The sequence below is a fragment of the Metabacillus bambusae genome, from assembly GCF_017497975.1.
In the GTDB taxonomy this organism is placed as follows: Bacteria; Bacillota; Bacilli; order Bacillales; family Bacillaceae; genus Metabacillus; species Metabacillus bambusae.
The window spans coordinates 166,221-185,404 of record NZ_JAGDEL010000007.1 but is presented as its reverse complement, the minus strand read 5'-3'; the positions used below and the strand labels follow the sequence as shown (position 1 = coordinate 185,404).

The 19,184-nt window shown below is 36.8% G+C and carries 15 protein-coding genes and 2 pseudogenes; 2 read left to right on the top strand and 15 right to left on the bottom strand.

Annotated elements, in window-relative coordinates; translation table 11 throughout:
- Nucleotides 1–639 precede the first annotated feature (639 nt).
- The 4 genes from efp to I7822_RS12110 form a co-directional block, all read right to left on the bottom strand.
- Nucleotides 640–1,197 (bottom strand): elongation factor P, encoded by a 558-nt coding sequence (gene efp / locus I7822_RS12125; RefSeq protein WP_207978416.1) that lies wholly within the window; start codon nucleotides 1,195–1,197, stop codon nucleotides 640–642.
- A 116-nt stretch (nucleotides 1,198–1,313) separates the two neighbouring features.
- Nucleotides 1,314–2,375 (bottom strand): M24 family metallopeptidase, encoded by a 1,062-nt coding sequence (locus I7822_RS12120; protein WP_207978415.1) that lies wholly within the window; start codon nucleotides 2,373–2,375, stop codon nucleotides 1,314–1,316.
- Nucleotides 2,372–2,815: a type II 3-dehydroquinate dehydratase gene (gene aroQ / locus I7822_RS12115; protein ID WP_207978414.1), complete on the bottom strand. Its 444-nt coding sequence runs from the start codon at nucleotides 2,813–2,815 to the stop codon at nucleotides 2,372–2,374. The genes I7822_RS12120 and aroQ overlap by 4 nt, the downstream gene beginning before the upstream one ends.
- A 206-nt stretch (nucleotides 2,816–3,021) precedes the next feature.
- A complete protein-coding gene (locus I7822_RS12110; protein WP_207978413.1) occupies nucleotides 3,022–3,555 on the bottom strand; it encodes a YqhR family membrane protein in 534 nt (177 codons plus the stop codon).
- 321 nt (nucleotides 3,556–3,876) lie between these two features.
- On the opposite strand from I7822_RS12110, the gene I7822_RS12105 reads away from it, so the two are divergent.
- A complete protein-coding gene (locus tag I7822_RS12105; RefSeq protein ID WP_207978412.1) occupies nucleotides 3,877–4,827 on the top strand; it encodes a DUF1385 domain-containing protein in 951 nt (316 codons plus the stop codon).
- A gap of 85 nt (nucleotides 4,828–4,912) precedes the next feature.
- Nucleotides 4,913–5,293 (top strand): SA1362 family protein, encoded by a 381-nt coding sequence (locus I7822_RS12100; protein ID WP_207978411.1) that lies wholly within the window; start codon nucleotides 4,913–4,915, stop codon nucleotides 5,291–5,293.
- Here the strand turns inward: I7822_RS12100 and I7822_RS12095 are convergent.
- The 11 genes and pseudogenes from I7822_RS12095 to lipM all read right to left on the bottom strand — a co-directional run bounded on the left by I7822_RS12095 (nucleotide 5,290) and on the right by lipM (nucleotide 19,121).
- Nucleotides 5,290–6,177, bottom strand: coding sequence for a patatin-like phospholipase family protein (locus I7822_RS12095; protein ID WP_207978409.1), 888 nt, complete (start codon nucleotides 6,175–6,177; stop codon nucleotides 5,290–5,292). The two genes, I7822_RS12100 and I7822_RS12095, sit on opposite strands and share 4 nt — an antisense overlap.
- Nucleotides 6,178–7,299: 1,122 nt before the next feature.
- Nucleotides 7,300–8,199 (bottom strand): nickel transporter permease, encoded by a 900-nt coding sequence (gene nikC, locus I7822_RS12090; RefSeq protein ID WP_207978408.1) that lies wholly within the window; start codon nucleotides 8,197–8,199, stop codon nucleotides 7,300–7,302.
- A gap of 22 nt (nucleotides 8,200–8,221) precedes the next feature.
- Nucleotides 8,222–9,229 (bottom strand): ABC transporter permease, encoded by a 1,008-nt coding sequence (locus I7822_RS12085; RefSeq protein WP_207978407.1) that lies wholly within the window; start codon nucleotides 9,227–9,229, stop codon nucleotides 8,222–8,224.
- An 88-nt stretch (nucleotides 9,230–9,317) separates the two neighbouring features.
- Nucleotides 9,318–10,928, bottom strand: a complete 1,611-nt coding sequence (locus tag I7822_RS12080; protein WP_207978406.1) for an ABC transporter substrate-binding protein — start codon at nucleotides 10,926–10,928, stop codon at nucleotides 9,318–9,320.
- Between the two features lie 48 nt (nucleotides 10,929–10,976).
- Nucleotides 10,977–11,945: an ABC transporter ATP-binding protein gene (locus I7822_RS12075; protein WP_207978405.1), complete on the bottom strand. Its 969-nt coding sequence runs from the start codon at nucleotides 11,943–11,945 to the stop codon at nucleotides 10,977–10,979.
- The gene (locus tag I7822_RS12070; protein WP_207978404.1) at nucleotides 11,926–12,939 is read right to left on the bottom strand and encodes an ABC transporter ATP-binding protein; all 1,014 of its coding nucleotides are present in this window, start codon (nucleotides 12,937–12,939) and stop codon (nucleotides 11,926–11,928) included. Before I7822_RS12070 ends, I7822_RS12075 begins: the two co-directional genes overlap by 20 nt.
- Nucleotides 12,940–13,398: 459 nt before the next feature.
- Nucleotides 13,399–13,821 carry a transcriptional regulator MntR gene (gene mntR / locus I7822_RS12065; protein ID WP_066335240.1) on the bottom strand — a complete coding sequence of 141 codons (423 nt, stop codon included), beginning with the start codon at nucleotides 13,819–13,821 and terminating at the stop codon, nucleotides 13,399–13,401.
- Nucleotides 13,822–14,035: 214 nt separating this feature from the next.
- A pseudogene (locus I7822_RS12060) lies at nucleotides 14,036–15,799 on the bottom strand (vitamin B12-dependent ribonucleotide reductase); the annotation flags it as partial.
- A 237-nt stretch (nucleotides 15,800–16,036) separates the two neighbouring features.
- Complete coding sequence (locus tag I7822_RS12055) at nucleotides 16,037–16,912, bottom strand: endonuclease domain-containing protein (RefSeq protein WP_207978401.1); 876 nt, start codon at nucleotides 16,910–16,912, stop codon at nucleotides 16,037–16,039.
- A gap of 125 nt (nucleotides 16,913–17,037) precedes the next feature.
- A pseudogene (locus tag I7822_RS12050) lies at nucleotides 17,038–17,832 on the bottom strand (ribonucleotide reductase barrel domain-containing protein); the annotation flags it as partial.
- 452 nt (nucleotides 17,833–18,284) lie between these two features.
- Nucleotides 18,285–19,121: an octanoyltransferase LipM gene (gene lipM, locus I7822_RS12045; RefSeq protein ID WP_207978399.1), complete on the bottom strand. Its 837-nt coding sequence runs from the start codon at nucleotides 19,119–19,121 to the stop codon at nucleotides 18,285–18,287.
- Nucleotides 19,122–19,184: the final 63 nt, after the last annotated feature.

Genomic DNA, 19,184 nt, shown 5'->3' with positions numbered 1-19,184 from the left:
AATCGAATTGTAGCAAAGGAATGTATCCAAAATCCAGAGCTACTAAACGAACTAATAGAAGGATTTACAAGCAATGATAAAGCGTTAATTGGTGATTGTGTGAAGGTATTTACAAAGCTTTCCGAGGAAAAACCTGAATTAGTCGTGCCTTTACTAGTCTAATAATTCCTTTACTAGCATCTAATACAACACGCATTCGCTGGGAAGCAATCCATACAATATCGATGCTTACACCATATATTCCAGAGCAAATCTCTTCACTTTTACCAGCAATTAACGATCAGATTCGATAAAAATACGATTGTAAGAGATTACTCTGTCCAAACAATTTGTAACTATGCAGGGACTGGTGAGTCTCAAGCACTTGCTGCTTTTCCGATATTAAAAGAAGCACTTTCCTTATGGGAAGGGAAACATCGTGGACGTATTCTAACTGGATTATTAAATGTTTGCAAGAACGCTCCTATTTGTATAATTGAAATTAGATGAATTGCTGAAGAATACGTTGAGGATTATCGAAGTGGTGTTAAAAAAGCAGCTAAAGTTTTAATGAAGGTGATTGATTAAGGGATCGTGTAGATTATTTAAAGCATGCAAAAAGAGGTGCATTAGAAGCACCCCTTTACAGTACATTATATATTACGCACGTGAAACGTAAGAAGCCTCAGACGTATTAATGATTAGACGATCGCCTTCGTTAATGAAGAATGGAACTTGAACAGATAAACCAGTTTCTAAAATCGCTGGCTTCGTCCCACCTGAAGCAGTATCACCTTTAATACCTGGTTCTGTTTCAGTAACCTCTAACTCAACTGTGTTAGGTAATTCCACACCTAATGTTTCAGTACCAAACATCATAATTTGAATTTCCATATTTTCTTTTAAGAATTTTAATTCATATTCTATTTGATTTGATGGTAATTCAATTTGATCATATGTTTCTGTATCCATGAATGCGTGCTGATCTCCATTTGCATAAAGATATTGCATTCTACGTGTTTCAATTTGAGCCTTCGCAACTTTTTCGCCAGCACGGAACGTTTTCTCTTGAACAGCTCCTGTGCGAAGATTACGTAATTTAGAACGGACAAATGCTGCACCTTTACCTGGTTTTACGTGTTGGAAATCCATTACACGCCAAATGCCGTTATCAACCTCAATTGTTAGTCCTGTACGAAAATCGTTAACTGAAATCATGAAAAAAGTCCTCCTAAATAGCTTAAATAAGGGATTAAGAACGTGAGACCACTTTTTGCCTCATTGGTTCTATAAAATAGTGACTATTCTTATATGTAAAGAACATGTATTCCCTATTACAAAATAATAAGATCTTTTGGTGAATGAGACAGTGACTCATTTCCAGTTCTAGTGACAACTGTATCATCTTCAATTCTTACGCCACCAAGACCTGCTACATAAATACCAGGTTCGACTGTAACAACCATTCCTGGTTCAAGAACTATGTCAGATCTAAGAGATAAAGCAGGTCCTTCATGTACTTCCATTCCTAAGCCATGGCCTGTAGAATGTCCGAAATACTCACCATACCCTTGCTCACTAATATAATCACGTGTAAGAGCATCTGCCTCTTTACCTGTCATGCCTGGTTTTATTCCATTCATCCCACGTAACTGGGCTTCTAGGACAGTCGAATAAATTTTCTTCAACTCATCACTTGGTTCCCCAACAGCAAATGTTCTTGTGATATCTGAACAATATCCTTTGTAGTATGCACCAAAATCAAGCGTAACAAAATCACCTTTTTCAATTTCTTTGTCACTAGCTACCCCATGCGGCAATGCAGAACGATAACCTGAAGCAACAATAATATCAAAAGATGAAGATACCGCACCATTTTTTCTCATAAAAAATTCAAGTTCATTCGCAACTTCAATTTCTTTTAAGCCTGGTTTCACATACGTTAAAATATGCTTATAAGCTGCGTCAGCAATCTCTGTAGCTTCCTTTAATATCTTAATCTCTACAGGAGACTTAATCAAGCGTAACTTTTCTACGGCACCTGATACTGGTACAAATTCGGCACCTGTTAGAGACTTATTATAGAAAGAATATGCTTGATATGTAAGATGGTCTTGTTCAAAGCCTAGCTTTTTAATCCCTAATTTGGAAACGATTGATGCAACTTCCTCATGTATTGGTCCTGTATGCTGGACAATTTCATAGCCTTCGACTTCTTTTGCTGCTTGCTCAGTATAACGGAAATCAGTAATTAAAACAGCTTTATCCTCAGAAATAACGGCAACACCAGCAGTGCCAGTAAAGCCTGTCATATATCTTCGATTGTATTGACTCGTAATTAAAAGGCCATCAATAGATAATTCCTGGAATCGGTTACGAATTTTTTCTAATTTCATCGCTGAATTCCTCCTACTCTCTCCTTAAGTGCGAGCATTGCTAGCTCATAACCTTTAAAACCAAGTCCGATGATTTGACCGATTGTGACTGGAGCAGTTACAGATGTGTGACGAAATTCCTCTCTTGCATGAACATTTGAAATATGAACTTCAATAACCGGGAATGATACACTTGCAATAGCATCACGGATCGCGTAACTATAATGTGTAAAAGCTCCAGGGTTCAACACAATCCCATCAAATTGATCTTCTGCTTCATGGATGGCATCAATGATATCACCTTCATGATTTGATTGAAAACAAGTGACTTCAATTTGTTCAATTTCTCCAAACGCTAACAAATCCATTTCTAAATCAGTTAATGTTTTGGACCCATAAATAGCAGGCTCACGTAAGCCAAGTCTATTCAGGTTTGGTCCATTTATCACTAAAAACTTCATGAATTCTTGCACCTCATTTCATAGTAAAAAAGCGAGCGAAACTAAAAATCTTCACACCAAGTAAGTTATAAACGCTTGAGCTAGGTTTATAGATATACCTATTATTTTTTTCAAGAAAAAAGAATGTTCAGCTAATGAACATTCTATCATAACTAATCGCTTTCATACTATGTTTTCCTTAAGCAAATGAAGTCCACATCTTATTACTAATTTTCATTATTCGTATTTAACTCATTGTAATCGAAGGAAATCGAGTAGCCAACAAAAACTCCATATAAAATATAAAGGCATATTGTTGTCACAATCGTGGCGCGCGATAATTCAAAAACGGTTTGAAGATTTGGAAATATAGGATTCAATATAAAAAAAACAAGTCCCCATAACGCAGCTCCATATATAATTCCAATCCACATTGACTTGAATCGTTTTAAAATAGCATAATAAGCCAAAGCAACACCAATCGATAGTAACCCTATTAAAACAATGCTAATAAATTCGCCAAGCGTACCATTTTTCCAATCTCCTAACGCAATCGGTTGAAGGATAAGATTGGGACTAACTTCTGTAAAATTCACTAAAGAAGATAAGTATGCTAAAAAACTCCAAAATACACCACCGATAAAACCTGTTGAGATGACTTTTCCAAGTTGCGAAACTGGCTTTTCTCTTTTGTTCTGCTCTAAATTTGGATTATCTTTATCCTTTTTTTGTTCATCATTTTGATTTTTATTATCTGCCATCTATCTACACCTCCATTACTACTATGTCCATTTTTTTAAAAGACATGTTTTTTACCAAGTTTTTTATGAGAATGAAAATTACATGTCTAGTAAATGAAAGCATGGGTATAATGTAAATAAGGGTATGATTTCCAGCCGGAATTTCTTTAGAAAACAAGATATTATAAAAAATTGTGAATAAATGTGTTATTTTATATGCTCTATTCTAAAATATCACTCTAGAGGTTTCCTAATAAATTCTGTATTATAGAAGTAATAGCTAAACACAGTAGTGAATGTTGTTTACTTAAGTGATAAACAGAATAGATAGGTTGGTGTCTCATGTCAATTCAAAAAAAGCCTGCATATGGTGGGCAAGCTGTTATTGAGGGTGTAATGTTCGGTGGCAAGCACCATTATGTAACTGCAATTCGCAGAAATGATCAATCGATTGATTATTTTCATTTACCAAGAAATAGTCAACCCGTTTTATCAAAATTAAAAAAGATCCCTTTTTTAAGAGGGATAATTGCGATTATTGAGGCTAGTGCTAATGGCTCTAAACATTTAAATTTTGCAACAGAACGCTTTGAAGTAGATCCTGAGGATGACGAAAAGATATTAGAAGAAAAAAAGAAATCTGATTCTAAACTAGCGATGTGGCTCGGTATCGCAGCAGTAGGGGTCATTTCCTTTTTCTTCGGAAAAGTAATCTTTACACTTCTTCCCGTGTTCTTAGCAGCGTTTATGAAACCACTTGTTCCATCTGATTTTGGGCAAATTCTCATAGAAGGCGCTTTCAAACTATTGTTATTACTAGCATATATATATGCTATAGCCTTTACACCATTGATTAAACGTGTATTCCAATATCACGGGGCTGAACATAAAGTTATCAATGCCTATGAAAACAACTTACCACTAACTGTTGAAAACGTACAAAGCAGTTCCCGTTTACATTACAGATGTGGAAGCAGTTTTATCCTATTTACTGTTATTGTAGGTGTTTTCGTTTACACCCTTGTCCCATTAGATCCTTTATGGTTACGAGTTGTAAACCGCTTAGCACTCATACCAGTGGTCCTGGGTATTTCTTTTGAAGTATTGCAATTAACAAATAAGCTTCGTGATGTTCCAGTTTTACGATTTTTAGGTTACCCAGGGCTTTGGCTACAGCTATTAACAACAAAAGAACCAACAGATGATCAAGTTGAAGTAGCCATTGCAAGCTTTAATGAGCTAATGCGTAAAGAAAAAGAAACAGAGACAGCATTATCTGAACAAATTGTTTAATGTAATCCTATGAAGGAAACGGGGACAAGAAAAACTTCATATTATTTTTGTATCTAGATTGGTATCTTTTCTCGGAGGTGGTTTTATGAATCGTCGTGGGGTGAATGGATTCGTCTTTGCAATTATTTTATTAGGTGCAGTTGGACTAATAACAACTTTAGTTTCTAATCCGTTGTGGCTTTTAAAACAAATCGCGATCTATGCCGCTATAGGTTTTGGAATTTATCTGATCTATCGTCTATTTATGAAAAAGAGAATGGGCAAGGAACATACTTCCTATGCCAAAGCGGCTAAGCAATCAAAAAGACGTTTCGACGACCGAAGTACTCGTGGTTCAAATGTCAGAAACATAACACATGCTAAAAAGTCAACAAAAACCTCTGCAATTAAAAAGAAAAAACAACCATCACATTTAACAGTGATTGAAGGAAAAAAAGGCAAAAAGAAAAACCGAGCGTTTTTCTAAAACGTCCAGCTCTTAAGAAACTCGTTGGTTCGACTTCTCCCTAGCTCAATTAGAGCTAGTTTTTTTTCTTCATTTATATCCAACTCAGTTGAAACAATTTGATCTACAGGCAGAAAAACAATATCTTTTTCATGTCTACTGGAAATATGTCTACTATCATGGGCATCCTTCATTGTTTCAAATAATGCACCATACATGTCAATCGCATTTTGAATCTTTCTTTTAGGCCGTTCCCTTTCATTTGAGCTTAGCTTAATACCAAGGACTGGCCTTTTTTTATACGGTTTCTTACTTTGATAAAATAACCAAATCGGAAAATTACTTAGCACACCCCCATCTACAACAATATTACTACCAGTTAATGTTGCTAATCGTACTGGCTCGAAAAAATAAGGTAAGCTACAGCTCATCCTTACAGCTCTTGCAACAGAAAACGATTCAGGATTTATTCCGTATTGATGAAGATCATCAGGTAATACAATCAGCCTTCCATTTGTTAAATCAGAAGCAATAATCCGCAATGAACCTGCTGGTATATCTGCAAATGTAGAAATCCCCTTATTTTTTAATTTCGCTAAAATCCATTCTTCTAGCTTAACTCCTTTATATAAACCAAGGTTCCAATATAATGAAATCCATTTTGTAAGAGAAAACGGAAAAAAGGTTTTTCGTTCATCTAAAAATATTTTCAAGTCAACTTCATCCATCATCTCTAAAATTTCGTCAGCTGAATAACCAGCAATAATAAACGCAGATATAATTGAACCAGCACTCGTTCCCGCTAAGCGCTTAAATTTATAACCATTTTGTTCAATCGCTTGATAGGCCCCGATAAGGGCAAAACCTTTAATCCCACCACCTGATAAAACACCGTCAATCAACATTGTTTTCCCTCCTTCAACCTCCTACTTTATCCTAGACTTAACGGGCAATAAACCTACCTTAAATTCAGGATTCTTAAAGTAGAAAAAAGTAAGGTGTAAGCAACTAACACTAACCGCCCGTAAAGTTCCGATAAGTTTCGCTACCATTCAGTGGGATAAACCTCCCCACTGAATGAAGTCTCACTTTATCCCATACTTAACGGGCAGTATAATCCTTCCTCTCGATTCAAGATTCATAAAGAAGAAATAATTGTAAAGTGTACGTAACTAACTGCCCGTAAAGATCCGATAAGTTTCGCTACCATTCAGTGGGATGAACCTCCACTGAATGAAGTCTCACTTTATCCCATACTTAACGGGCAGTATAATCCTTCCTCACGATTCAAGATTCATTAAGAAAAAATAATTGTAAAGTGTACGTAACTAACTGCCCGTAAAGTTCCGATAAGTTTCGCTACCATTCAGTGGGATAAACCTCCCCACTGAATGAAGTCTCACTTTATCCCATACTTAACGGGCAGTATAATCCTTCCTCACGATTCAAGATTCATTAAGAAGAAATAATTGTAAAGTGTACGTAACTAACTGCCCGTAAAGTTCCGATAAGTTTCGCTACCATTCAGTGGGATAAACCTCCCCACTGAATGAAGTCTCACTTTATCCCATACTTAACGGGCAGTAAAATCCTTCCTCACGATTCAAGATTCATTAAGAAGAAATAATTGTAAAGTGTACGTAACTAACTGCCCGTAAAGATCCGATAAGTTTCGCTACCATTCAGTGGGATAAACCTCCCCACTGAATGAAGTCTCACTTTATAGTGTAAGATCAAAAAAAGGAAAATAGACCATTCAAGTGATGTGTTGAGAATTAATTGAAAAGAACAAAAGCTCAGGGCGTCTTGAACAGCCTCGGGCAAATTAGACGCTCATGAATAGAAGGTGTATTTTATACCTTCAATTCATGAGTGGCTGTAGACCCAAGAGGGGCTAGGCGCTGGAGCTGGGTGCCTAGCGCTTATCCACAGTACTAGAATTTCATAATTTCCTAGACAAGAACAAAACCCCTGAATAGTGAGTGCTTGATTCAGGGGACAATCCATTTTTATTTAATCCTAATATTTTATTGTTTCATTTTTGGGTCTAGCACATCACGTAGTCCATCACCCATTAGATTAAAACCTAAAACTGTTAACATGATGGCAAGACCAGGAAAGAAAAGAGTCCATGGTGCTTGAACTAAATACTGCTTTGAGTCAGCTAACATTTTTCCCCATTCAGGAGTTGGTGCTTGAGCTCCTAATCCTAGGAAGCCGAGTGCAGCTGCTTCAATAATTGCTGTTGCAATAGCAAGTGTACCTTGGACAATGATTGGTGTCATACTATTAGGAAGTATATGTCGAAATAATATTCTTGTATCCTTCATTCCAACTGCTTTTGCTGCCATGATATATTCTTCCTGTTTGACACTAAGAACTTTTGACCTGACAAGACGTCCAAAGTTTGGAATATTTATTATTGCAATCGCAATTAGTGCATTTTGTAAGGATGGGCCTAGAATGGCTACTACCGCAATCGCTAATAGTATACTTGGGAATGCAAGCATAATATCAAAGATTCGTGAAATAAATGTGTCTACCCATTTCCCATAGTAGCCAGCAACAACCCCCAAAATTGTCCCAATTACTGCTGAGGCTAACACTGAGAAAAAACCGACCCATATGGAAATTCTCGCACCGTATACAATCCGTGAGAAGATGTCTCTCCCGAAATCATCTGTTCCAAACCAATGCTCATCTGATGGCGCAAGTAATCGATTGGATAGCTCTTGTTCTTTGAAGCCATATGGAGCAATGAGTGGTGCGATTGCTGCGAGAACGATAAAAAAGATGACAATCCCTAATCCAACAACTGCTAATTTATTTCTACAAAAAGATTGCCATGCTTCCTTCCATGGTGCTGGAAGCTCCTCATTTCCATTTTGCGATACTATTTTAGATGTGTTTTTTGCAAGTTCTGCCACGTTTTATCCCCCCCTCTATTTACTATTGATGATATTTTATCCGCGGATCGACAACTGCATATAACAAATCTATTATCAAGTTAATAACGACAAATATAGTAGCGATGACTAATATCCCCGATTGAATAACCGGATAATCCCGATATCCAATTGCATCATAAAGATATCGGCCAATACCCGGCCAACCAAAAATCGTTTCAGTAAGAATGGCTCCACCTAACAAAAGACCTGTTTGTAGACCTATTACTGTTAAGACAGGGATAATAGCATTTTTTAGAGAATGCTTGTATACAACCCAAAACATCCTCACCCCTTTTGCTCTAGCTGTACGAATATAGTCTGATTTCATAACCTCCAACATTGTAGAGCGTGTCATTCTCGCGATAATGGCCATCGGAATTGTCGCTAAAGCAAAGCTGGGTAGGATGAGATGTTGGATCACTTGTCCAAACTGATCTATTCTTCCTTGTAGCAAGGTATCGATTAAATACAAATTGGTTAACGCCGTTATTGGGTTCCTGACATCCTCTCTCCCTGTCGATGGTAACCAGCCTAATTCAATTGAAAACGCCCATTGCTCCATTAACCCCAGCCAAAAAATCGGCATTGAGACTCCAACTAACGCAAGGATCATGGCGAGGTAATCAAACCATGAATTTGTAAACCAGGCACTAATAATTCCAGCATTTACTCCAATGAAAATGGCAATTATCATTGCAACTACTGTTAATTCTATGGTTGCTGCTAAATATGGCCATATTTCTTCATTAATTGGTCCTCTCGTTCTTAATGATGTTCCTAAATCTCCTGAAAAGAGGCCTTTCATATAGTCAACGTATTGGATATGCCATGGTCGATCCAACCCTAATTCACTTGTTAATGTAGCAATAGCCTCCTTTGTCGCCTTTTGTCCTAGAATCACTTGTGCCGGATCACCAGGAATTGCATGAATGATTGCAAAAACAACGAGTGTCATTCCAAACAAAACGGGTATTAACGAAAAAACGCGTCGAACTGAATATGCCAACATCGACTCACCTCTTTATCAGAAACTTCACTTTTTCTTTATTAGTTAACATTAACAAAAGGGGAGGCTATTGCCTCCCATATACAAAAAACTACTTGAATTCAACCTTTGTTAAAGCTTCAGAGCCAGTTGGATGTGGGAAATAATTAATTATGTCACTAGCTCCTGCTAATAGCGGTGTTGAGTGGACTAACGGCACCCATGGTGCATCTTCATGAATAATTTCTTGAGATTTCTTGTACAATTCATTTCGAGTTTCTTGATCTGTTTCTGTTTGAGCATTGATTAGCACTTCGTGTAGCTCGTCATTGCTATAATGAGAATAGTTATTACTTCCAATACTATCTTTATCTAATAACGTATATATGAAGTTATCAGGGTCTCCATTATCACCAGTCCACCCTAACATGTATGCATCAAATTCACCCTTTGCAGCCTTATCTAAATAAGTCGCCCAATCAACAGATTGAATTTCTGCTTTAACACCAATTTCTGCAAATGAAGCTTGAATTACTTCAGCTACCTTCATACCTTCAGGCATATAAGGACGAGCAACAGGCATTGCCCATAAATCCATTTCAAAGCCATCAGGATAACCTGCTTCAGCTAACAATTGTTTTGCTTTTTCTAGATCAAAAGGATAGTCCTCAATTTCATCGTTATATCCTTCAATAGATGGAGGGAGCGGATTTTTGGCAGCTTCTGCTTTACCACCATAAAACGCGTCAATGATTGCTTGTTTATCAACTGCATGATTCAATGCTTGACGAACAAGTTTATTATCAAATGGTGGGCGATTGGTCGTAAACCCTAAGTAGCCAATATTCATTGAAGGACGCTCGATTAATTGCAGTTTATCATTCCCTGTTACCATTTCTTCATCAGAGTTATTAACACCATCCATTAAGTCAATTTCACCATTCACTAAGGCGTTAAGACGTGCAGTGTTTTCTGGGATTACGCGAAAAATAACTTGATTTAATTTTGGATAGTCTTTCAACCAATAATTTTCATTCTTTTCAAGAACAATACGATCATTTTGTTTCCATTCAACAAATTTAAATGGACCTGTACCAACTGGATTTTCTCTGAATTTATCACCATGCTTTTCAACAGCAGCAGGACTCGCAATTCCAAATGGGGACATTGCTAAATTTTTTAAAAACGGTGCTTGCGGTCTGTTAAGCACAAACTGCACAGTATATTCATCTACTGCCTTTACTTCAGCAATGACATGACCTTCTTCACCTTTAAAACCACCAAACATCGTGTAATAAGGAAAATCGTCTGCATTACCATTCATCCAACGGTTAAAGTTAAAGACAACAGCTTCAGCATTAAAGTCAGTCCCATCATGAAATTTCACATCTTGGCGCAGCTTAAGTGTATAAGTAAGTGCATCCTTAGAAACTTCCCATTCTTCAGCAAGACCTGGATGTAACGTCGTATCTTGCTCCCCATACTCAAGCAGGGTTTCAAAAATATTTTCAGTTACCTTGAATGTTTCTCCTTCAGTCGTTGTTATTGGATCTAGAGATGTTGAATCCCCACCACGCCCAAATACAAGTGTGTCTTTCTTTGTTCCACTTTCTGATGGTTTGTTTTCAGTATTAGCTTCCTGATTCGAGTTACTGCAACCTACTAGTAGTAAACTTAATGCCAAAAATGAAACGAGTAACAGCTTCAATGTCTTCTTCGTCATTAGCATATGTACCCCCAAATTTGTTATTTTTTATCATAATTGCTGTGATCAATCATTATATAAATGACATGCAACATAATGACCATCTAAACTGCGATATTCAGGTCTAGTCGTTTTACAAATATCCATACATACTGAACATCTAGTATGAAATGCACATCCTGAAGGTGGGTTTGACGGACTTGGAAGTTCCCCAGAAATTTGAATAGATTCATTCTTATAATCAGGATCAGGTATCGGTACTGCAGAGAGGAGAGCTTTCGTGTATGGATGCTTTGGATGATCATAAAGAATTTCACTATTTGCTAATTCTATTAATCTTCCTAAATACATCACACCGACACGATCACTAATATGTCTTACAACACCAAGGTCGTGTGCAATAAAGAGGTAGGTAAGTCGGAATTCTTTTTGAATATCCTTCATTAAATTAAGAACTTGTGCTTGAATGGATACATCTAAAGCAGACACAGGCTCATCAGCAATAATTAATTTCGGCTTTGTCATCAATGCTTTCGCAATCCCTATTCGTTGACGCTGCCCCCCACTAAATTGGTGTGGAAACCGTCTTGCATGAAAACTACTTAACCCCACGATTTCTAACATTTCTTGTACTCTTTTTTTCCGTTCATCCTTTGAGCCAATTCGATGCACGATGAGAGGCTCCTCAAGTATTTTTTCAATAGAATGTCGAGGATTTAACGAAGCATACGGATCCTGAAAAACCATTTGAATATCTCTCCGTGTCTTCCTTAATTCTGTTTTAGACATGCTTGTAATCTCGTTATCTTCAAAGCGAATCTTACCATCACTTGCCTCAAGTAAGCGCATAAGTAGACGACCGGTTGTTGACTTACCACATCCGCTTTCGCCAACAATCCCTAACGTCTCACCCTTGTTTACGAAAAATGACACATCATCCACTGCTTTTACTTCACCTTTTTTCCCTCCTAAAATACCTCCTGTAATCGGAAAGTATTTCTTCAATCCAGTAACCTCAAGAAGTAACTCTGACATGATGATCTGCCCCCTTTTCATCTCTATGCAAGAAACATCGAACTACGTGGTTAGGATCATCCATTTTGTACAATTGTGGAGATGCTTCATAACATTGACTTTCTGCTACATCACATCTTTCAGCAAACCTACAACCTTTCGTCACACTTCCAGGTCTTGGTACATTACCAGGAATACTGTATAAGCGATCTTTCTTCGCTCGTAAATCAGGTACTGACTTTAACAGGCCTAGTGTGTAGGGGTGCTTAGGTTCTTTTAAAATTGTGCGCACATCCCCTTGTTCAACGATTTGCCCTGAATACATAACAAGCACCCGTTCACAAATTTCCGCTACAACTCCTAAATCATGTGTAATAAGAATAATAGAGGTGTTCGTTTTCTTATTTAACTCTTTCATTAGCGACAATATTTGTGCTTGAATCGTTACATCAAGCGCTGTTGTCGGCTCGTCCGCAATTAAAACTTGAGGATTACACGCCATTGCCATTGCGATCATAACCCTTTGTCTCATACCACCTGAAAGTTGATGTGGATGCTCGTTAATAATTTCGCTAGCCCTAGGTATCCCAACTAATGTAAGCAATTCAACCGTCCTTGCTTTCAGTTCTTTCTTTGTAAATTTGGTATGTAATCGGAGCGCTTCAATTAATTGATTACCGATTGAAAATAAAGGATTTAGTGAAGTCATAGGTTCTTGAAAGATCATTGAGATTTGATTGCCCCTTATCTTCCTCATTTCTCTTTCTTTTAACTTCGTCAGGTCCTTCCCACCAAATTCAATCACACCATTTTCAATCTTTCCTGGGGGGCATGGGATTAATCCCATTGTTGATAATGAAGTAACACTTTTACCACTTCCAGATTCTCCGACAATCCCCAATATCTCTCCTTCCATTAATTCAAAGCTAATCCCATCAACCGCAGGTACTAATCTTCTATCAGAAAGAAAGGAAACTTTTAAATCTTTAATTTGAAGAATCGGTTTCTCCTTCATTTTTTCACCTGCCTAGTTTAGTTTTTTTCAAAAAATTTAAAACTATCAAAATATAATGAATGCAAGTATGGACAATTATGACATATAACTTATTTCCTCATTGCTAAAATTTGTCGGAGGACTTCAATAACTTTTCGACAACTTTATAAATCCTTTCATTACTTTAAAGTAAGCCAACTTTAAAGCGTCGTAGCAGCTGAGTAAGATATTTCCATCTAAATAAACTCGGGAAAAGACACTAAGATGATTCACTTATTAAAATTTTTTCAAAATAATATTCAGGATAGTAAAAACGATATATTTCAAGTTGGTATTATTTACCTACAACTTAAACTTTTATACGAAATTCGATAGGAATATTTTCATCCATATAATTAGCGGATTATCTTTGCTTTCTAATAAAAATACCCCCTTAAGTAGATCTAACTACTTAAGGGGGTATTTTTAGCTGTTCGTATATTATTGCTCTTCATTATTTTTTTGGATACTACGCAATGTGTCCACTCTTTGCTCATTTTCTTCAAAGTATTGAACTAGATCACCAATACGATCGATAGCATTCCAGCTTAAATGATGCTCAATTCCTTCAACATCATTGTATATTTTATCTTCGTCTACTCCGATAATTTTCAAAAATTGCTCTAGAAGATCATGACGATAGACCAGTCTTTTCCCGGTCTTTTTCCCTTTATTCGTTAAAACAAGTCCACGATATTTTTCATAAATTAAATATTCATCCTTATCTAATTTTTGAACCATCTTTGTGACTGAGGAGGGATGGACAGCCAAAGCTTCTGCAATGTCTGAAACACGCGCATATCCTTTGTCTTCTATTAGTAAATATATTTGTTCTATATAATCTTCCATGCTTGGTGTTGGCATGCGGTCCCCTCCAAAATTGCCGATCTTTTTTTAAAGTCTATTTTTTTCCCAATAATTGTTGTTTTTTTTCATACCTTTTAAACGAAATCATTTCAATTTTACATGAGAATTTCGCGCTTTACAAGGGATATGAAAGGCGAGCATGTTGCAAAAGAATTTAGTGACATGAAAAAGGATCTAGCATAAGCCAGACCCCATTTCTAAAAAGTAATTCTTATAGTCCACATTTCAGCTGTGCGCCACAGCTAGTGCACGTGTTACAGCCTCCAAGGTCTTCTACCGTACCTTCACGACAAACCGGACATGTATTACCCACTTCATTTCCAATTGTAACATTTGTAGAGCGTAGATCGTTAATTGTATCGACTAGGACGACTTTGCTCTTTTCTTTTGTTTCGACTTCTTCAGTATCATCAAATGTGTTTTCTTCAGCTTTTAACGTTAGTACTTGGGTGTCACGACTTCCATCTACATATACAGTACCACCCTTAGCACCGCCTTTATATAAACGCTCATAAACTTTTTCAACTTGATCTACTGAATAGCCCTTTGGAGCATTAACAGTTTTACTAATTGAACTATCAATCCAGCGTTGAATGACACATTGTACATCAGCATGTGCCTCTGGATCTAATTCCATTGCAGAAACAAACCAAGCTGGCAGATTGTTAGGATCTGCTTCTGGATGATTATCTAAATATTCTTGAACGATATCAGCTTTAACTTCAATGAATTTCCCAAGACGTCCACTACGGAAGTATGAGAATGAGAAGTATGGCTCAAGGCCTGTTGATACGCCAACCATTGTCCCTGTAGATCCAGTAGGAGCCACCGTTAGTAGATGTGAATTACGAATACCGAATTCTTTAACACCATCTAAAATATCAGCAGGCATCTTACTCATGAAGCCTGTTTGTGTAAATGCTTCACGAAGGCGATTTGTTTCTGCTGTTTCTTCACCTTCCAAGAAAGGAAAGCTACCTTTTTCTTTTGCTAGTTCAATTGAAGCACGATAAGCAGTTGTTGCGATTGTTTCAAATACTTTATCAACTAATACATTACCTTCTTCTGAACCATATTCAGTTTCACAGTAAATAAGAAGATCATGTAACCCCATTACACCAAGTCCAACACGACGTTCACCAAGTGCTTGGTGTTTATTTTCAGGTAAGAAGTAAGGAGTTGCATCAATTACGTTGTCTTGCATTCTTACTCCGACTTCAACTGTCTTTCTAAGTTTTTCGAAGTCTACTGTTTTTGTTTCTTTATTCGCCATTTCTGCTAGGTTAACCGCTGCAAGATTACACACAGAATATGGTGCAAGTGGTTGCTCGCCACATGGGTTTGTTGCAACAACCTGTTGACCGTATGCTTTTGCATTTGTCATGTCGTTTGCGTTATCAATGAAGAAAATACCTGGCTCTGCAGAATACGTAGCACAAATATTAACTAAGTTCCAAAGCTCCTTAGCTTTGATCTTACGGTACGTGCGAACCTTGTAGCCTTGTCTCTCCCACTCACGTACATCGCCAACTTTATGCCAGTTTTCATTGTAGGCTTTCATGTTTTCTTCGTTATAGCCTTCAACATCTGGGAAACGTAATTCATAGTCAGCATCATTTTCAACAGCATCCATAAAATCTTTTGTTAACGTAACTGAAATATTTGCTCCTGTTAGGAACTCAGAGTTATGAACACTATATGTGCCTCCAGTACGAAGCTTTATCTCTGCATCTTTAATAATTTTCTCACTAAATCCACCAGATCCAGGAATTTGCTTATAGTTTATGATTCCTTGGTACATATCAATTTCTTGTTGTGTTAGTGGAGTGAACTTTAATTTATCTTGAGCGTATTTTTTAATAGCTTCGTCATTTGTGTTTTCGATTAAGTATCTTAAAATACGTGGATTTTGCATTTTCGAAATGATGAATTCGATAATATCTGGATGCCAGTCAGCTAGCATAATCATTTGGGCCAATTCGTTACGTTGATTCGTTAGATCAACTCTCTAGGTTACCCTAGAGTTCAGACCATATCTTACACTCCTTTTGAGCGCCCTCGCACTTCGGAATCACTTGATTCCTACTCTACTAACTTCCGTCATCTTAGACGTGTTTTCGATGGTCGTTGAACCTTCTCCATTCAAGAAGCTTGGCTGCTGATTGTCTTTATCCACTTGCTGTTTTTAAGCATTCACGCTTACCGTTTCCAGTTACGTTGTAGCCAGCAAGTCATTAATGATGCACTTCACATATTCAAAATTATTTAATATATCATCTTCCCAAAAACGAGCGATTCGGTATCCATTGTTTTGGGCTATCTCATTTTTAGTGTGGTCAATTTTTATCCGTTCAACTTGCCATTCTTGTGGATCTGGATAAAACTTTGGGTTGGCATGCCAATAATCTCCATCACATTCTATGATTAATTTGTGCTCTGCTAATAAGAAATCGAACTGTCTTTTTTCAAGGATGAATGAATATTTATAGTTCACTTTTATTTCTAATAAATATTCTTCCATAACACGTTCAATATTTGTCTTTTGAAAGACATGATCTTTCATTTGCTTTAGCGTTGCAGCACGAATTTTTTCTATGGTCTCTTCACTATATATACCTGTTTTACCACTATTCCACGAAGGAGTTTTATTATCTTTTCTTGTCTTGGCAGTTTTTTTAATAATCTTTGTAAAATGTTCGTTCTTTGTTTGCTCACTCATTGATTGATGCCACTCGACAATTTTCATAGCTTTCAATTTTTTGGCACAATCAGGACTACATGTTTTAGTTCCTCTGTGCTGAGCTTCGAATTTTGTTCCACATACGTGGCACTGAAGTGGTTTTCCTTTTGCTGCACAGGAAGTACTACAATGTTGCTTTGGTTTCCCTCTTCGTAGTGAGACAAGTTTTTCACAAAGTTCATATGAACATCTTAAATCATCTTCATGGTAATAGTATTTTATCAGGTATTCATTTAGTGTTAAGCCATGTGCCTTCAAATGTAATGTAAACCAACCTTGCTTGTTATGAGATATTTCAAAATGACATATTTCACACTTTTGTTTTTTAGTTGCATCATATGGTTTCATATCCTTCACCCCAAAATTTTCATAGTAAAATTACTGAATTTTGGAGGTCATATAATACGAAAACCTTAAAGAGTTTCCAGCAATTCACGAGGTTTATTTATAGACGAGGCACGTTATGCTACTCTACCACGTCTTGATCCACCTTGTTCAACAAGATGTGTCAATTTCGCAATGTCATCTAACCAAGATACAGATCCAGAAGATTTTCCATTTACACCACGAGCTAGCGTGTTTCTTGGACGTAATGTTGAACCATTCGTTCCAACTCCGCCACCACGGCTCATGATCTCCATAACCTGTTTACGATGCTCTGAAATACCTTCGCGTGAATCTTTAACAAATGGCATTACATAGCAATTAAAATAGGTTACATCTGTTCCTGCACCTGCTCCATAAAGAACGCGTCCAGCAGGAATAAAGTTTAAATTTACAAGTTCCTGATAAAACTTCTCGAACCATTCATTACGTTTTTCTTCTGTAGTTTCAACCGATGCTAATCCCGTTGCATTACGTTTTGCAATTTGTTCGTAAAAGATTTCAAGTGGTTTTTCAATGACGTCTAACGAGCGTTTTACAATACCTGTTTCAACTTCCTCAGGTTTGTCTAAAGAATGACGATATTCCTCGTCTATAAGTACGCTTGCCGTTTTAGCTTGCCAATCTATATCTTTAATGTAACCAAGTCCTCTTGCTGGGAACTTAGGATCCTCTTTTATGGTCAGTACAACAAAGTCCCCTTCAGAAAGTGTAATCTTCTCCGTATCCTTAAACGTATAACGATCAAGCATAACAAGTCTAGAAACACCCTTATGAGTTAACTTCATATCTTTTGTAACTGGATGAACCTGTGGAAATGCAGCGATATCCTTGTTTAGCTTTTCCACATTAATGCTCATCTTTTGCTCAGTACCAACAGTCATTGTAACAACTCCTCTATCTATCTCTCTATTAAATCTTCTGATTAAACTTATCATATCCCACCACATTATTCAACATATAGTGTTTGTTTTTTTACAAACAATACTACATATAGTTTTTCAGGTCAACATCCTCTCAATTTGTCAAATCGATAACTTATTAAAAAGCAAAGAAAAATTGAGTTTGATTAAGATTTTGAACTAAAAAGGATGTTTTTTGAAGGATTTCGTCACTTGCATGGTGGATCTTGTCGTAAAATGCTGATAAATAAAGGTTTCCCTTTGTTTTTGTCGAAAAAATTAATTTTCGTCAAAATTCTACAGGTCTGACCTTCTTATGCAGTAAATATCTATTATAGAAGATATAATAAAATTTAGCATCTGTTTTATTCTTTTTCCTCTAATCAAAAAGACGCATCCGTTAAGATTGCGCCCTTTCATATTAATAGTCTTCTTTACCTTTTAAAATTCCATTCTTCACTTTCATACTTCTCTTTTGCTATTTTCTCAACAAATTCAAGTTCTTCTTTATTTAACTCATAAGGTTCTAATTCAATATTCAAGCCTTTTTCAAAACCTGCTTTAAATGCTTTTTTCGCTTCGTCAATTGTCACTGGTTCTTCTCGAAGCGTATTTGTAGCTACCGCTTTACTTTTGAATGCACGCTGCATTCTTTCTTTTACTCTGTCATTCGAATAGTTAAATAAGTCAAACAGCATATTTTCATCAAGATCTAGCAAAATCGATCCATGCTGCAAAATCACGCCTTTTTGACGAGTTTGGGCACTTCCTGCCACTTTACGTCCTTCCACCACTAGCTCATACCAAGAAGGAGCATCAAAGCAAACAGCTGAACGCGGTGATTTCAACCCTTGCTTTTCCTCTTCTGTACGTGGAATTGCAAAATACGCATCTAACCCAAGGTTTTTAAAACCTTCTAAAATCCCTTCAGAGATCACTCGATATGCCTCAGTTACTGTCTTTGGCATTTCAGGGTGCTCCTCAGAAACGATAACACTGTATGTTAACTCTTTGTCATGTAGTACACCACGTCCACCTGTAGGTCTTCTAACAAACCCAAGTCCATATTTTTTTACAGCATCTAAATTTATCTCTTTTTCAACCTTTTGAAAATATCCAATCGAAAGTGTTGCAGGATTCCAGCCGTAAAATCTAATCGTAGGGGGAATCTTCCCTTTACTATGCCATTCTAATAATGCTTCATCCAAAGCCATATTAAAAGATGGTGAGCAGTCGCCAGAATCGATATATCGCCAAACTTCTTTCGTCATAAGTAACCCTTCTTTGTATATAAATTTTACTATTTTAGTCTAGCAGAACTTTAGAGAGTTGAA

What these genes read in the sequence shown, in the direction of transcription:
- efp (WP_207978416.1), bottom strand. Translation starts at nt 1,197, where the DNA reads ATGATTTCAGTTAACGATTTTCGTACAGGACTAACAATTGAGGTTGAT.
- I7822_RS12120 (WP_207978415.1), bottom strand. Translation starts at nt 2,375, where the DNA reads ATGAAATTAGAAAAAATTCGTAACCGATTCCAGGAATTATCTATTGAT.
- aroQ (WP_207978414.1), bottom strand. Translation starts at nt 2,815, where the DNA reads ATGAAGTTTTTAGTGATAAATGGACCAAACCTGAATAGACTTGGCTTA.
- I7822_RS12110 (WP_207978413.1), bottom strand. Translation starts at nt 3,555, where the DNA reads ATGGCAGATAATAAAAATCAAAATGATGAACAAAAAAAGGATAAAGAT.
- I7822_RS12105 (WP_207978412.1), top strand. Translation starts at nt 3,877, where the DNA reads ATGTCAATTCAAAAAAAGCCTGCATATGGTGGGCAAGCTGTTATTGAG.
- I7822_RS12100 (WP_207978411.1), top strand. Translation starts at nt 4,913, where the DNA reads ATGAATCGTCGTGGGGTGAATGGATTCGTCTTTGCAATTATTTTATTA.
- I7822_RS12095 (WP_207978409.1), bottom strand. Translation starts at nt 6,177, where the DNA reads ATGTTGATTGACGGTGTTTTATCAGGTGGTGGGATTAAAGGTTTTGCC.
- I7822_RS12085 (WP_207978407.1), bottom strand. Translation starts at nt 9,229, where the DNA reads ATGTTGGCATATTCAGTTCGACGCGTTTTTTCGTTAATACCCGTTTTG.
- I7822_RS12080 (WP_207978406.1), bottom strand. Translation starts at nt 10,928, where the DNA reads ATGACGAAGAAGACATTGAAGCTGTTACTCGTTTCATTTTTGGCATTA.
- I7822_RS12075 (WP_207978405.1), bottom strand. Translation starts at nt 11,945, where the DNA reads ATGTCAGAGTTACTTCTTGAGGTTACTGGATTGAAGAAATACTTTCCG.
- I7822_RS12070 (WP_207978404.1), bottom strand. Translation starts at nt 12,939, where the DNA reads ATGAAGGAGAAACCGATTCTTCAAATTAAAGATTTAAAAGTTTCCTTT.
- mntR (WP_066335240.1), bottom strand. Translation starts at nt 13,821, where the DNA reads ATGCCAACACCAAGCATGGAAGATTATATAGAACAAATATATTTACTA.
- I7822_RS12055 (WP_207978401.1), bottom strand. Translation starts at nt 16,912, where the DNA reads ATGAAACCATATGATGCAACTAAAAAACAAAAGTGTGAAATATGTCAT.
- lipM (WP_207978399.1), bottom strand. Translation starts at nt 19,121, where the DNA reads ATGACGAAAGAAGTTTGGCGATATATCGATTCTGGCGACTGCTCACCA.